12 protein-coding genes and 1 pseudogene are annotated in these 14,120 nt (G+C 65.6%); 2 read left to right on the top strand and 11 right to left on the bottom strand.

Annotation, left to right across the window (positions count from 1 at the left end; all coding sequences use genetic code 11):
- Window positions 1-32: 32 nt before the first annotated feature.
- The 9 genes and pseudogenes from ACVJ5M_RS10660 to ACVJ5M_RS10620 form a co-directional block, all read right to left on the bottom strand.
- A complete protein-coding gene (locus ACVJ5M_RS10660) occupies window positions 33-773 on the bottom strand; it encodes an ABC transporter ATP-binding protein (RefSeq protein WP_063981254.1) in 741 nt (246 codons plus the stop codon).
- Window positions 770-1,618: an ABC transporter ATP-binding protein gene (locus ACVJ5M_RS10655; protein WP_063981253.1), complete on the bottom strand. Its 849-nt coding sequence runs from the start codon at window positions 1,616-1,618 to the stop codon at window positions 770-772. The genes ACVJ5M_RS10660 and ACVJ5M_RS10655 overlap by 4 nt, the downstream gene beginning before the upstream one ends.
- Window positions 1,618-3,442 (bottom strand): annotated as a pseudogene (locus ACVJ5M_RS10650) (ABC transporter permease). The gene ACVJ5M_RS10655 and the pseudogene ACVJ5M_RS10650 overlap by 1 nt, the downstream one beginning before the upstream one ends.
- Before the next feature lie 56 nt (window positions 3,443-3,498).
- The gene (locus ACVJ5M_RS10645) at window positions 3,499-4,656 is read right to left on the bottom strand and encodes an ABC transporter substrate-binding protein (protein ID WP_063981251.1); all 1,158 of its coding nucleotides are present in this window, start codon (window positions 4,654-4,656) and stop codon (window positions 3,499-3,501) included.
- A gap of 55 nt (window positions 4,657-4,711) precedes the next feature.
- Entirely contained in the window at window positions 4,712-5,296 is a 585-nt protein-coding gene (locus ACVJ5M_RS10640; RefSeq protein WP_063981250.1) for an alkylhydroperoxidase domain protein, read from the bottom strand.
- Between the two features lie 12 nt (window positions 5,297-5,308).
- The gene (locus ACVJ5M_RS10635) at window positions 5,309-5,932 is read right to left on the bottom strand and encodes a CMD domain protein (RefSeq protein ID WP_063986108.1); all 624 of its coding nucleotides are present in this window, start codon (window positions 5,930-5,932) and stop codon (window positions 5,309-5,311) included.
- A gap of 37 nt (window positions 5,933-5,969) precedes the next feature.
- Window positions 5,970-7,004, bottom strand: a complete 1,035-nt coding sequence (locus ACVJ5M_RS10630) for a putative FMN-dependent luciferase-like monooxygenase (protein ID WP_063981249.1) — start codon at window positions 7,002-7,004, stop codon at window positions 5,970-5,972.
- 123 nt (window positions 7,005-7,127) lie between these two features.
- Entirely contained in the window at window positions 7,128-7,922 is a 795-nt protein-coding gene (locus tag ACVJ5M_RS10625; protein ID WP_028153283.1) for a MetQ/NlpA family ABC transporter substrate-binding protein, read from the bottom strand.
- Between the two features lie 410 nt (window positions 7,923-8,332).
- The gene (locus tag ACVJ5M_RS10620; RefSeq protein ID WP_063981248.1) at window positions 8,333-9,778 is read right to left on the bottom strand and encodes an MATE family efflux transporter; all 1,446 of its coding nucleotides are present in this window, start codon (window positions 9,776-9,778) and stop codon (window positions 8,333-8,335) included.
- Window positions 9,779-9,920: 142 nt separating this feature from the next.
- Here ACVJ5M_RS10620 and ACVJ5M_RS10615 point away from each other — a divergent pair, with 142 nt between their 5' ends.
- The gene (locus ACVJ5M_RS10615) at window positions 9,921-10,499 is read left to right on the top strand and encodes a TetR family transcriptional regulator (protein ID WP_063981247.1); all 579 of its coding nucleotides are present in this window, start codon (window positions 9,921-9,923) and stop codon (window positions 10,497-10,499) included.
- Window positions 10,500-10,522: 23 nt separating this feature from the next.
- Here the strand turns inward: ACVJ5M_RS10615 and ACVJ5M_RS10610 are convergent, their stop codons facing one another.
- Window positions 10,523-11,077, bottom strand: coding sequence for a hypothetical protein (locus tag ACVJ5M_RS10610; protein ID WP_187387932.1), 555 nt, complete (start codon window positions 11,075-11,077; stop codon window positions 10,523-10,525).
- Window positions 11,078-11,340: 263 nt separating this feature from the next.
- Here ACVJ5M_RS10610 and ACVJ5M_RS10605 point away from each other — a divergent pair, with 263 nt between their 5' ends.
- Window positions 11,341-13,128 carry a peptide ABC transporter substrate-binding protein gene (locus ACVJ5M_RS10605; RefSeq protein ID WP_063981245.1) on the top strand — a complete coding sequence of 596 codons (1,788 nt, stop codon included), beginning with the start codon at window positions 11,341-11,343 and terminating at the stop codon, window positions 13,126-13,128.
- Here ACVJ5M_RS10605 and ACVJ5M_RS10600 read toward each other — a convergent pair.
- Window positions 13,091-14,068: an AraC family transcriptional regulator gene (locus tag ACVJ5M_RS10600; protein ID WP_187387931.1), complete on the bottom strand. Its 978-nt coding sequence runs from the start codon at window positions 14,066-14,068 to the stop codon at window positions 13,091-13,093. The genes ACVJ5M_RS10605 and ACVJ5M_RS10600 overlap by 38 nt on opposite strands.
- Window positions 14,069-14,120 lie beyond the last annotated feature (52 nt).

Below are 14,120 nucleotides of genomic sequence, written 5' to 3'. Positions count from 1 at the left end.
TCGCCGGGCGAACCATGCAGGCCGAGATGGTGCTACGCGGCCTCGGAACCACCAAGATAGGCATCGCGGATGCGGGGGTCGTCCTTCAGCGCCCGCGCCGGGCCTGAGAGCACGATCTTGCCGGTCTGGAGCACATAGGCCTCGTGCGCGATCTCGAGCGCGAGGCTGGCGTTCTGTTCGACCATGAAGACCGACACGCCTTCCTGGTTGATGGTGCGGATCAACTCCAGCACGCGGTCGACATAGAGCGGCGACAGGCCCATGGTCGGCTCGTCCATCACGATCATCCTCGGACGGCTCATCAGCGCGCGCGCCATCGCGACCATCTGCTGCTCGCCGCCGGAGAGCGAACCGGCACGCTGCGACAGCCGCTGACCAAGCTTCGGGAACAGCGTCAGCATCTTGTCGAGATCCTGCGCCACCGCATCGCGGTCGTTGCGCACGAAGGCCCCCATCAGGATGTTTTCGCGCACGCTCATGTCCGCGAACAACCGCCGCGCCTCGGGAACAGATGCGATACCACGGCGGACGATCTGCGGCGTGGTGAGCCCGAGCAGCGAGGCACCGTCGAAGGTCACGTCACCCGAGCGCGGTTTCACCAGGCCCAAGATGATCTTCATCGTGGTCGACTTGCCGCTGGCATTGCCGCCGAGCAGGCAGACGATATGGCCGCGGCCGACCGTGATCGACAGGTCGAAATGCACCTGCGCCTGGCCGTAGAAAGTGTTGACGTTCGAGAGCGCCAGCAGCGGCTCGGATGCGCCAGTCGTCATACCACGCTCTCCCGCTCCGGCGTCTCCGACAGGCCATGGCCGAGATAGGCCTCGATCACCTTGGGATCGCCACGCACCACTTCACCCGGCCCTTCCGCAATCTTCTTGCCCTCGTCCATGACGATGACGCGGTCGGAGAGGCGCATCACCATTTCAAGCTTGTGCTCGATCAGGAGGATGGTCAGCCCCTCGGCCTTCAGCTCGGCGACGAGGCCCTGCATCTCCGCGGTCTCGGTCGGGTTCATGCCGGCGGTCGGCTCGTCGAGCAGCAACAGGCGCGGCTTCAGCGCAAGCGCGCGCGCGATCTCGACGCGGCGGCGGTTGGCATAGGACAGGCTGTAGGCCGGCTGGTCGATCCGCGGCAGCAACCGCTCGCCGAAGCGTGCGAGAATAGTCTTCATCTCCTCGCGCAGCCGTTCCTCTTCGTCCCTGACGCTGGCCGGACGCAACAGCGCCAGCCCCAACTCCAGCAGCGGGCCGATCACCGGCACCGCGGGCTTCACCGCGCGCAGCCGCGTGTGCGCGCCGATCAGGACGTTGTCCATGACGCTGAGATTGCCGAAGACACGGCCGAGCTGGAACGTGCGCGCGATGCCTCCGGCCGCGAGCCGTTCGGGCGAGAGACCCGTGATGTCCTGCCCTTCGAAGTGGACATGGCCGGCATCGGGCCGATCGAGCCCGGTCACGAGGTTGAACAGCGTCGTCTTGCCGGCACCGTTCGGGCCGATGATGCTGATGAGCTCACCCCTGGCGAGATCGAGGTCGATGGCATCCACTGCAGTCAGGCCGCCAAAGCGACGCGTCAGCCCGCGCAGGGACAGCATGGGTGTGTGCTGCTCTGCCATCATATCGTTCCCAACAGGCCCTGCGGCCTGAACCGCACGAGCAGCAGCAACACGATGCCGTAGATCAGGATGCGATACTCCGCCGCGATCCGGAACACCTCCGGCAGGCCGACCAGCGCGACCGCTCCGACGATGGCCCCGACGACGTTGCCGAGGCCGCCGAGGATCACGACGGTCAGCGCCAGGATGGATTGCTGCGTGTTGAAGGTCTCGTGGTTGATGTAGGAATAAAGATGCGCGGCGATGCCGCCGCTGACACCGGCCGCGAAGCCGCCGAAGATGAAGGCCAGCGACTTGTAGCGGTTCAGGCTGAGGCCATAGGCGCGCGCGGCGATGTCGTCGTCGCGGATGGCGCGGAAGCTGCGGCCGAGATGCGAGCCGAGCAGCCGCCCCTGCAGCAGCGCCAGCACGACCATCACGACAAAGCTGAACCAGTAGATCGAGGTCGGGCTGACCAGATCGTAGCCAAACAGCGACAGCGGCGGAATGCCGGAGATGCCGATCGGGCCGCGGGTGACGCTCTCCCAGTTCAAAATCACCAGCGACACGATCTCGCCGATGGCCAGCGTCGCGATCGACACATAATGCCCGCGCAGGCCGAACGACGGCGAGATCAATGCCGTGCCGAGCGCGGCACTCATCAGGCCGCCGGCGATGATGGAGAGGCCGACGGGGACGGAGAAATTCAGCGACAGCAGCGCCGAGGTGTAGGCGCCGATCGCGAGCAGCGCGGCATGTCCGAGCGAGACCTGTCCCACCGTGCCCGCAACCAGCGTCAGGCTGAGCGCGAGCATGCCGAGTAGCCAGGCGTTGATCAGGGTCTGGAGCACGTAGAAGGACACCGGGAAGAACGGCAGGATCGCGAACACGCCAACGGCGACCAGCAGCGCCCAACGCGGAATCCGCACCGGGCGGCTCGGCGCGATGAAAGTGCCGGTGAGCGGCTCGGGTGGCGCCTGCCGCGCGCTGGCGAACAGGCCGTTCGGACGCAGCACGAGCACGACGACCAGCAGCAGGAACGCGAATAGATTGCGGTAGCTGGTGCCGAACACGGCGACGCCGTAGCTCTCGACCAGCCCGAGCAACAAGCTGCCGATCACGGCGCCCGGGCACGTTGCCGGCACCCCCGACCACTTCCGCAACGACGCCCTTGAGCGTTGCCTGCAGGCTCATCGCGGTGTCGATCTGGTTGTAGTACATGCCGACCAGCAGGCCGGAGACGCCACCGAGCGCCGCCGCAATGCCAAATACGGCCTGATTGACGCGGTTGACGTCGACGCCCATCTGCATCGCGGCATCGCGGTCCTGCGCGGTGGCGCGCACCGCCCAGCCGAGCTTGCTGTAGCGCAGGAACACGAACAGCAGCAGCGCGCTGGTGAGGCCGACGCCGGCGATCAGCAGATCAAGAGGTCCGATCGTGCCGCCACCAACCTGGAAGCGAACGTCGGGCAGCTGGCTCGGCAGCGCGCGCGGGTTGGGCGAGAAGGTCAGCATCACCAGCTGATCGAGCACGAAGCTGATGCCGATGGTCGCGAGCAATGGTGCGATGCGCACGGAGTTCTGGAGCGGACGCAGGCCGAACCGTTCGATGATCAGTCCGACGATCGCGGCCGCCACCGCCACCACGATGATGGTGAGCGGCAGCGGCGTATGCAGCTGCACCACCGCGACCCAGCCGATATAGGCGCCGACGAGATAGATCGAGCCCTGGGCAAAGTTGATCAGCCGGCTGACGCCGAAGATCAGCGCAAGCCCGACCGCAACGAGCGCGTAAACATTGCCGACGATCAGCCCGTTGATCGTGTAGTCGAGCCAGGAAGACACGCTGATATCACCACGTAGAGAGGAAAGCGGCCGGAGCCCCCGCTCCGGCCATCATGTCAGGTCGGCTTGCCGTCCCAGAGCGCGAACTGGCCCTTGCGCACGACGAGCTCGGCGTTCATGGCGCCCTTGACGCGGCGGGTCGCGACGTCGAACGTCGCGGCGCCGAAGATGACGCTCGGCACGTCCTTGACCTTGGTGAAGGCGTCACGGACCGCCTTGCGGTCGGTGCCGCCGATCTTCACCACGGCAGCCGCCATGTTCATCGCATCATAGGCGTAGGCGTTGAAGGCGTCGGGCTCCAGACCGTTGTACTTCTTCTTGAAGCCGGCGATGAACTTCTGCACTTCGGGCCGCGGGTCTTCCGGGAAGTAGCGCGTGCCGACATGGACCTCTTCGACGGCCTCGCCGCCCAGCTCCAGGAATTTCGGCGAGTAGACCGAGCTCGCCGCGCAGATCACCTGCTTGAGCCCGACCTGTCGCGCCTGACGCGCGATCAGCGCGCCGTCGGAGTAGTAGGAGATCAGGATCAAGCCATCTGGGTTGGCGTCGCGGACGCGCACCAGGGTAGAGCGGAAGTCGCGCTCCTCCGCGATATAACCCTCGGTGACCGCGATTTCCGCGCCATATTCCTTTGCAGCATTGACGAAATAGTCGCGGCTGGTGCGGCCCCAATCCGTGTTGAGGTGCAGCACCGCGAGCTTCTTCAGGCCAAGGCGCTTCACGGCATAGGACGCCAGCAGCGGCTGCTCGTCGGCCTGGCTGACCGAGGTGCTCCACATGAAGTCGCCGCCCTTGGTGAAGTCAGGATGCGAGTTGGTGAAGCCGAACTGCACGAGGCCCGCGCGCTGATAGATCGGCGAGGCCGCCATCGAGGCCGGGCTGGAGAAGTCGCCGAGCTCAAGGACGATGCGGGGATCGGAGACGAATTTCTGCGCGATCGCCACCGACTGGCGCGGATCGCTCTGGCTGTCCTCGAAATTGTAGGTGAGCTTGCGGCCGTTGATGCCGCCGGCCGCCTGGATCTCGTCCAGCGCGAGGTCGAAGCCCTGCTTCCACTGCGTGCCATATTGCGCGTTCGGCCCGGTCAGGGGGCCGCTGACGCCGAGCAGGATCGGCTCGGAGGATTGCGCGAAGGCGCCGCGCGAACCGGCCGCTCCCGCCATCATGGCGGCGAGCGAGCCCTTGACCAGGGTACGACGATCGATGTTGCTCATGCACGGCTCCATCCAGTGTTGAAACAAGCAGCAATTCTTGTGCCGGTGAGATCGCCTATTTCGAGGGCTCACCGAGTGACAGCATCAGCCGGTTCGCCCAATTGAAGAACGACGCGCCGTTGATGACGTCGACGATCTCGGCATCGTCGAGGCCGGCGCGGCGCAGCTCTTCGACATTCTCAGGGCCGAACGCGATCGGCGTCGCGGCCAGCGCGACCGAGGCCTTGACCACCGCATTCCAGCGCTCGCCAAGGTCGGCCTTGACGCCTTCGTCGAGCAGACGCTGCACGTCGTCACGGCGCTTGGAATAGGTGCTGGCGAAACGCGCATGCACGGAGGCGCAATAGATGCAGCCGTTGTAGCGCGACGTCGCGGCCGCCGCGAGCTCACGCTCGGCGCGCGGCAGGCCGTCGGCGACGTTGTAGAAGATATCCTTGTCCGTCTTGGTGCGGGCTTCCAGCACCTCGGGATCACGCACGAGAAGGCGGAAGTATTCGGACTTGGCACGGGAGCGATCGACCAGGCCCGCGAAATGCCGCTCGGCCAATTCGGCCTCGGGCAGCGGGTCGATCCACGACACCCAGCCGAGCTCGTCCTGGGTGAAGACGACGGGCGGATTGACGTTGTTTGCAGCGCTCATGATGCAGTCTCCTTACGCGCCAGCCGCCGCGCTTGCGGTGCCCAGCGAGGCGCCGAGCACGCGCAGGCCCGTGACGACGCGCACCTGGAACGACAGGAACGCGACGAGCTGAGAGAAAGTGACGATGCCGGTGTCGGACCAGCCGGCGGCCAACAGCGCCTTCATATCGGCGGACGCGGCATCGCGCGGGCGGAACACCAGCAGATGCGCATGCTCCAGCGCTGCGGCGAGCCTGGCGCCAAGGACGGACTTGCCCTCCGCGCTCGCGCGATAGATCAGGCCGGCCGTGTTCTCGACTGACAGCGGTCCGGCAGGATACGCACCGTACGGGCCTGACGTCTCGCCGCGCCCGATTTCGACCTCGATCGCCTTGGCCAGGCGCGCACCATCGGCGGTCGCCGCGAGCTTCGCCCGGTAGAAGGCGGCCATGGTGGGCTCGCGGTGAAGGCCGATCACGAAGAGCCCGACTGCGGCGCGCTCCACAAGCGAAAAATCGCCGGCGTCGATCGGCTCGAACAGCGAGAGATAGCTCTTCTGCGCGTTCTCGCGCGCCTGCACGCGGCGTGCCCGAATGCCATCCAGAGCCGTGCCCGGTTCGATCCCGGCGAGCGTGTCGATGATATCTTTCGTAGCCATCATTCAGCCTCGTGCAACGCGATCATGTTCGCTCCGATCAGCCCGCCAGAGCCACGTCAGCCGCCGTCCGGGTCCAGCCCAGCGCCGGCGCGACCTTCTCCGCGACAAGCTCGATCGAGCGCAGGATATGAGGATGCGGCGCGTCCACCGAATGCGCCTGGAAAACGAGGTCGGTCACCCGCTCCAGCGTGGCGTCGGCGCGGAGCGAGGCGATGACGTCGTCGGCCGCGCCGACATGCGTGTCGAATGCGGTGATCATCTCCTCCAGCGTCTCGCCAGGCCTGGCGTGACCGCCCTTGAGGAACTGCGGCAGCGCGCGCCGCAGCCCGATGTCGGCAAGGCGCATCGCTTCAGTCCGGTCGTCGGCGACGAAGACGCTGCGTGAGGCCATGATCCGGGGCTCGCATCCCGGCGGCAGCGCTTCGAGATAGGCATCGATGACCGGATTCTGGATCTCGGCGAGCGTGGCCTTCGGCGCCTCCTTGGTCCGGGGCTGGGTGCGCGACAGCAGCAGGCCATCGCCGGCCTTGCCCGCGCGCGCACCACCGGCGACCGAGAACGTCGCCTGCCAGATCCGCTTGTCCAATTGGGGCCGTTGCGGATACAGCGTATCGCCACCAGTGAGCGGCTTGCCGACCAGGGCGGTGCGGACCACGTCAAGATTGCGGGCAAAGATCTCGTTGCGCAGGGCACTGTCGAGGCCGAAGGCGGCAAAGGCCGACGGATTGCCGCCGGTGCCGACGCCGAGCTCGAAGCGGCCGTTGCAGAGCAGATCGAGCACGGCGGCATCTTCCGCCACCCGCACCGCATTCTCCAGCGGCAGCGTGACGATGCCGGTGCCGAGACGGATGCGCGAGGTTTGCGCCGCGACGTAACCGAGGAAGGTGAAGGGCGACGGCAGGCCGCCCTCGCGTTCGTGAAAATGATGCTGCGCGATCCACGCGGAATCGAGGCCCGCTTTCTCTGCGCGCACGATCTGCTCGGCGGCAAAGCGGTAGCGCTCCGCGGGCGGGGCTTCATCGAGGAGGCGCGTGAAGAACCCCAGTCGTTTCAGGTTTGCAAAGCGTTTCATACGACCCCTGTCGGGCGAGGATGGGCCCCGATGATGTCGGTTGCCGCAGCTCCAGACAAGCGGGCATTGCGCAAGGCTGCCCGCCGGATCGCCCCCGCGCTGGACCTTGGCTAGGCAGATTGCCTACCAGCTCGGCAGCACCGCGCCCTTGAACTTGGTCAGGACGAACTCCTTGACCTCGGGCGTATGGTAGCTGTCGACGAGGATCTTGACCCAGGGCTTGTCCTTGTCGGCGGCGCGTACCGCGATCAGGTTGACGTAGGGGCCCTTCGGGTCCTCGCGCAGGATCGGATCCTTGACGGGATCAAGGCCCGCCTGGGTTGCATAATTGGTGTTGATCGCGGCGGCATCGACATCGTCGAGCGCGCGCGGCGCCTGCGCCGCATCGACCTCGATGAATTTCAGCTTCTTGGGATTCTCCGTGACGTCGAGCACCGTCGGCTTGAAGCCCGTGCCGTCCTTCAGCTTTATCACGCCCTTGTCGCGCAGCAGCAGCAGCACGCGGCCGCCATTGGTCGGATCGTTCGGGATCGAGACCTTGCCGCCTTCAGGGATATCGGCGAAGGCCTTGTGCTTCTTCGAATAGACGCCGATCGGGAAGTTCACGGTCAGCCCGACGGATTCGATCTTGTAGCCGCGGTCGGCCTTCTGGTTGTCGAGATAAGGCTGGTTCTGGAACGAATTGGCCTGGATCTCACCGGCATCGAGCGCGGCATTCGGCACGACGTAGTCGGAGAACTCGATCAGCTGAATGTCGAGGCCCTGCTTGGCTGCGATCGGCTTCACCGCCTCGAAGATCTGCGCATGCGGGCCCGGCGTCACACCGATCTTGATCGTCTCGGCGGTTGCTGCGGCCGACCAGGCGGCAAGCGCGGTTGCGAGGATCAGGGGGAGGCGAAACGACATCTTGGTCTCCATCACGCGGGCGGCAATCAGTGGAACCGTATTCGCTTCTCCGTGAGGCGAAATCAATGAAATGAAAATCCATAATGACTACCGGTGGCGGACTCTCGTTCTCCATTTGGCGCAAAATAGGAAACGAATTCGCAGGTCATGGGGCGCGTTGCGCAAGCGTGATGGGCATCACGGCAAAGTGTCACCCCGGATGCGAGATAAGTAGCAAGGCTAGCAAGGAGCTCAGCCATGACCGCCCTCGCCGCCCCGAAGTTCGCCAGCCCGAAGCGCCTCGGAGCCTCTATGCCCTGCTCCAGGGCGTGCCGTTCAATTCCGGCGTCGCCCTGACGATGAAGCTGATCAACGCGTCGTCGCTCAAGTTGCTGAGCAACTTGCTGCTGCTGTCGGCGCTACCGGCATCCAGTGATGCCTGTTTACTCGGAGCGCCACGTCCACGGTGACAGCATGATCAGGACGCAGATCGCGGCATAGGCGGCGAGCGAGGCCGTGACCATGGTGGCGAGACCCGCCATGCCCGCGCCAAAGCTCGCCACCGCGATCCAGCCGCCGCCGGCCGCGATCAGGATGCGCGCAAAGGACGAAGCGAGCGGCCCCATCGCTCGGCCGGTGCCTTGCACCGCGAACGAACTGACAAAACCGAAGCCGAGCGCGGCATAGGCCGGCGCGACGATGCGCAAATAGGTCATGCCCTCGCTGACGACGTCCGCGTCATGGCTGAAGAGGTGCAGCCAGGCTGTCGGGAAGATCGCGACCAGCAAGCCGATCGTGCCGGTCATGATCATGCCGACCACACCGCTGATCCAGCCGATCTTTCGTGCCCGCGCGGTCTGGCCCGCGCCCATGTTGACGCCGACCATGGTCAGCGTCGCCGTGCTGATCCCGAACAGCAGCGGAATCATGATGTAGTCCAGCCGCGAGGCGATGCCGTAGCCGGCGAGCGCGGAGGTGCCGAACAGGCCGACCGCGCCGGTGACGAGAATGACGGTGAGGTTGGTCAGCACCGCGTTGAACGCGGTGGGGATGCCGACCTTCAGCATGTCGCCGAAGATTTTTGCGCGCAACGGCACGATGTGCAGCTTCAGGCCAGTCGCGCCCGTCGACATGTAGCGCAGCAGGAACAGCATCGCCGCGCCGTAATAGAGGCCGAAGGCTATGCCGGCGCCGCCGATGCCGAGCCGCGGGATCGGCCCGAACCCGAAGATCAGTGCCGGCGAGACCGGAATGGTCACGATGGCGCCGACCAGAGTCACCAGGGCCGGCACTTTGACGTTGCCGGCGCCGCGCAGCGCGGCAGCCTGGAGGTTGACGATCCACACCGGGATGGCGCCGGCGAACAGATAGTTGGAATAGGTGGTGGCAGCGCTAAGCGCACCGTCGGTGCCGCCGAGGGCACGATAGAGATGCGGACCACCGAGGACGACGCCGAGCGTGAACACGCCGCCGGCAATGATCGCGAGCACCACGGCATGAAACAGCGCCGCCTCGGCATCGGCGCGGCGGCCGGCTCCAACCGCGCGCGCCACCGAGGACGCAACGCCGGAGCCGAACCCGCCGTTCGACATCATGGTCATCAGCATGAAGATCGGGAACACCAGCGCGGCGCCGGCGAGCGCATCGGTGCCGAGATAGCCGACATAATAGGCCTCCGCGATGTTGACCGCGGTCTGCGCCACGAGGACGGTCACGGTCGGCAGCGCGAGCTTGAGCAGCGTGGGCAAGATCGGCGCGGTCAGGAGCGCGGCGCGTCTTTGCTCAGCCGCGCTTGGTGCGGGCGTAGCCGCCTGGCGAAGCGGCGCCGCGGCGTGGGCCACGAATGGCGCGGCGGACAAGGCCGGCGCGGCGGCATCTTCGACGGACATGGTTCGATCCTGTGGTTCCCTCGGACCGCCCGGTCGGCCGCCCATTGCATTATGATCATAATGTATTAGTATGAACGTAATGCAATAGGACAGACCTCACGATTTTGTGGCATAGGGGGCGGCGGGTTCGCAGGAGGCGGAATTGGCGCGCTATGACAAGGGACACAGGGACACGACGCGGCGGCACATTCTCGATGTCGCATCATCGCAGTTCCGCGAGAGCGGCATCGCCGCGGTGGGCCTCGCCGGCATCATGGCGGAAGCGGGCCTGACCAACGGCGCCTTCTACACGCACTTCGCCTCCAAGGAGGATCTGGTGCGCGCGGTGCTGCTCGACGCGCTGGAGCGGCGCGAGCAGCGGCACAAGGACAATCTCGAAAACGGCGTCGCGCTCGAGACCGTGATCCGCGACTATCTCTCGCCCAGGCATCGCGATCGCGCGGCGACCGGTTGCCCGACCGCGGCCCTCGTCTCCGAGATCGCGCGGCATCCGAAGGCGACGCGCGAGGCCTTCACCGGCAAGATGTCCGACATCCTCGCGCTGATGGCAGCGCAAATGCCTGAGGGCACGCCGGCGGAACGGCGCCGCCGCGCCATCGCGGCCTACGCCACCATGGTCGGCGCGCTGCAATTGTCGCGCGCGGTGAGCGACAGGCAATTGTCGGAGGAGATTCTCGAGAACGCGGTGGATGCCGCGCTGGCGCTTGCGAAGGGGCGCTAGCCCCAGGGCGGCCTGCGTGTTGCTCAGCTCCTCGCGTCGAGCTGGCTGCTGCGACCGGACGAACTTGCTTGCGAGGCATAAGCGGAAGCTGCGGCCGACGCCGGTGAATAGTGCGACAGCGATTCGGCGAGTTCTTCGGCAGCCTCGGTGAGCTCCTTCAGGACGGCGTCGCTGTCCGTGGCATGGCCGCCGGAGGAATGCAGCACCTCGAACGAGATTCCGTTCGGAAGATCGACATGAACCTTGTCGATCCCGACGGCGTCGGGCGTGTCGCCGTTCTGCGCCTGGTCGGCGCTGGACGCCGGATCACCTGATATCTGCTGGCTCGCGAGCTTCTGCACGAAATCCTCGATGGACTTGAGCGCGCTGCTGTCGAAGCCGCCGCCACCGAAATGGACGATGCCGATCGACATACCATTCGGCAGGCTCACCTTGACCTCGTCGTAGGGCGTGCCGCTCTCCAGCAGAGACGAGAACATCGAGGCGCCGTCTTGTGAACCCGCTGATTTCGACTGGCTGGTGGATGAAGGCGACCCCGCCGCGCTTCCACCGATGCTGCTCATGCTGCTGACGCTCATACCCGCACTCCACTGTCATTGCGAACGCACGCTTTGCGTGCAATGCGCATGCCAGATGAGAGCCTCATTGCCATCAAGGGCTTATCGCGAAATCCGGCCGGCATCCCTTTCACGCCGGCAACAATGTCCCGGCAGAAGCTGCCCATCTCCACGTTCGCCATTTCGTCGCAGGGCCTTGCGGCCTCGCCGGCATTGCCGCCTCGTGCATGATGCAACATGATGGGGTGCCGAAGACGATTTTTCTTCGAGGTGGGGGTCATTCGATGAACGAAGACGAGATACGCAAGTCCATCGCGGAGGTGAAGCAAGGCACGCTGTCGCGACGCTCGTTCATCCGGACCATGGCTGCGGCCGGGATCGCCGCGCCGGTCGCGAGCCAGATCCTGCTCTGGAACGACGTCGCGATGGCGGATGCCACGCTGCCATACAAGCCGACCAAGGCCGGCGGCGGCGGCCCGCTCAAGATCCTGCTGTGGCAGGCCCCCACCCTGCTCAATCCGCATTTCGCCATCGGCACCAAGGATCAGATCGCCTCGCGCATCTTCTTCGAGCCGCTGGCCGGTTGGGACAAGGACGGCAACCTCATCCCCTGCCTCGCCGCCGAGATTCCGACCAAGGCGAACGGCAGCCTCGCGGCCGACGGCATGAGCGTTATCTGGAAGCTGAAGCAGGGCGTGAAGTGGCATGACGGCAAGCCCTTCACCGCCGACGACGTCGTCTTCACCTGGACCTATGCGGCGGACCTCGCGACCGCCGCCTACAGCACGGGATCCTACAAGGACATCACCGTCGAGAAGATCGACGACCACACCGTCAAGGTGCTGTTCAAGGCCCCGACCCCGTTTTGGGCCGACCCCTTCGTCGGCTCGGTCGGCCAGATCCTGCCGAAGCACCATTTCGGCGACTATGCCGGCGCGAAATCGCGCGAGGCGCCGGGCAATCTGAAGCCGGTCGGCACCGGCCCGTACAAATTCGTCGAGTTCAAGCCGGGCGACCTGATCCGGGCCGAACGCAACCCCGACTATCACGTCAAGAACCAGCCGCATTTCGACACGCTCGAGGTCAAGGGCGGCGGCGACGCGGTCTCCGCGGCGCGCACCGTGCTCCAGACCGGCGAGTACGACTATGCCTGGAACCTGCTGGTGGAGGAGGAGGTCCTCAAGCGCATGGAGGCCAGCGGCAAAGGCAGGGTCGACATCACGCCGTCCGGCAACGTCGAGTTCATCATCCTCAACACGACGGACCCCTGGACCGAGGTCGACGGCGAGCGCTCCAGCGTCAAGACCAAGCACCCGACGCTGTCCGATCCGGTCGTCCGCCAGGCGTTCAACCTCCTGATCGATCGCGAGGCGATCCAGAAATTCATCTACGGCCGCGGCGGCATCGCCACGGCAAGCTTCGTCAACCAGCCCCAGCAGTTCAAGTCGGGCAAGCTGACCTACGCATTCGACGTCGACAAGGCGAACAAAATCCTCGACGAGGCCGGCTGGAAGCGGGGCGCGGACGGCATCCGCGAGAAGGACGGCAAGAAGCTCAAATACGTCTTCCAGACCTCGATCAACGGCCCGCGCCAGAAGACGCAGGCCATCATCAAGCAGGCCTGCCAGAAGGCCGGTATCGACATCGAGCTGAAGTCGGTGACCGCATCGGTGTTCTTCTCGTCTGATGTCGGCAACCCCGACACCTACTCGAAACTCTATTGCGACATGGAGATGTACAACACGACGCAGCCGCAGCCCGATCCGGAGCGGTTCTTGAACCAGTGCGTCTCCTGGGAGATCGCCAACAAGGAGAACAAGTGGCTCGGCCGCAACATCTCGCGCTGGTCCGATCCCGAGGCCGACAAGGCCTACAAGACCGCGCAGCAGGAGCTCGATCCGGTCAAGCGCGCCGCGCTCCTGATCAAGGTCAACGAGATCTTCTGCGAAGCCAATATTCTGGTGCCGCTGCTCTCCCGCAACATCGTCGGCGCCGGCGTCAATAACCTCATGGCCGACATCTCGGGCTGGGACGTCACGACCTGGAATTTGGGGAGCTGGTATCGGGTCTGACGACCGGCGCGCGAGGACCCGGCTCCCTCAAGGCGCCGGGTCGCATGCCGTATCTGCGCATGATGGCTTTGCTCAGCGCGCCTTCGGACGCATAGCCGACCTCGCCGGCGATCTTCGCGATCGGATCGGAGGTGCCGGCCAGCCGCTTGCGCGCGACCGTCAATCGCAAATCGGACAGGAACGTCATGGGCGCGACCCCCGCGCGCTTTTGAAAAGCGCGCACCAGCGTCGCGCGCGAGGCGATCGCCACCGCCGCCATGTCGTCGAGCGTCCAGTCCCGGGCGAGATCGTTGAGGATCGCCGACACCACACGGGCCGTCACGCGGTCGCGCAACAGCGATACCGTCCCGTTCCCGGAGGCATCGTCCGAAAGATGGTCGCGGAGCATCATCACGAACAACGCCCTCGCGAGGTCGGCCGCGACCACTTCCGATCCAACCCGTCCAGCGTCCAGTTCCTCTCGGATGTCGATCAGCAGGCGCCGAAACCGTTCCAGCAGCGGCTCCTCCGCTGTGCGCAGGATGATCTCGTCGGGAAGCGCGGCGATCAACGGATTATCATCCGACGTTTCGAACAGGAAACGGCCGCACAGCAGTTCGGTATCGACCTCGGCCTCGACCGTCGCGCGCTGGCGGACGCCATTGCGGACCTCGGTCGTAACACGCCTGACAGCGCCGCCCGTCCGGCTTCGAACCGCGTGACTGTCGCCATGCGGCAGGAGAAGGATGTCGCCGGCTTCCAGCCGCTGCGGGCCCAGGCCCGGCCGCTCGACCACGCAAGCGCCGCGCGTGACCATGTGGAACTGCGCCCACCCCTTGCCGTTCGGCGCGTGTAGCGACTCCCAGCTGCCGCCAAATTTGCAGGAATCCTCGAATATTGGACGGATCCTGAACAGCGGCACCATCGCCTTCAACAATTCCGCCGCGTCCGCCTCCGACATCCCTCTCCCCTTGATCCGCCCGGACATGTCTCCGAGCCGCCCGGCCATTCCA

Source organism: Bradyrhizobium sp. S3.7.6, assembly GCF_054061875.1.
This window is presented reverse-complemented; position numbering and strand designations above follow the sequence as displayed.

Bases quoted from the DNA above. Each gene is read 5' to 3' on its own strand.
- ACVJ5M_RS10625 (WP_028153283.1), bottom strand. From the start codon at position 7,922: ATGGAGACCAAGATGTCGTTTCGCCTCCCCCTGATCCTCGCAACCGCG.
- ACVJ5M_RS10635 (WP_063986108.1), bottom strand. From the start codon at position 5,932: ATGGCTACGAAAGATATCATCGACACGCTCGCCGGGATCGAACCGGGC.
- ACVJ5M_RS10605 (WP_063981245.1), top strand. From the start codon at position 11,341: ATGAACGAAGACGAGATACGCAAGTCCATCGCGGAGGTGAAGCAAGGC.
- ACVJ5M_RS10620 (WP_063981248.1), bottom strand. From the start codon at position 9,778: ATGTCCGTCGAAGATGCCGCCGCGCCGGCCTTGTCCGCCGCGCCATTC.
- ACVJ5M_RS10655 (WP_063981253.1), bottom strand. From the start codon at position 1,618: ATGGCAGAGCAGCACACACCCATGCTGTCCCTGCGCGGGCTGACGCGT.
- ACVJ5M_RS10660 (WP_063981254.1), bottom strand. From the start codon at position 773: ATGACGACTGGCGCATCCGAGCCGCTGCTGGCGCTCTCGAACGTCAAC.
- ACVJ5M_RS10610 (WP_187387932.1), bottom strand. From the start codon at position 11,077: ATGAGCGTCAGCAGCATGAGCAGCATCGGTGGAAGCGCGGCGGGGTCG.
- ACVJ5M_RS10600 (WP_187387931.1), bottom strand. From the start codon at position 14,068: ATGTCGGAGGCGGACGCGGCGGAATTGTTGAAGGCGATGGTGCCGCTG.
- ACVJ5M_RS10630 (WP_063981249.1), bottom strand. From the start codon at position 7,004: ATGAAACGCTTTGCAAACCTGAAACGACTGGGGTTCTTCACGCGCCTC.
- ACVJ5M_RS10640 (WP_063981250.1), bottom strand. From the start codon at position 5,296: ATGAGCGCTGCAAACAACGTCAATCCGCCCGTCGTCTTCACCCAGGAC.
- ACVJ5M_RS10645 (WP_063981251.1), bottom strand. From the start codon at position 4,656: ATGAGCAACATCGATCGTCGTACCCTGGTCAAGGGCTCGCTCGCCGCC.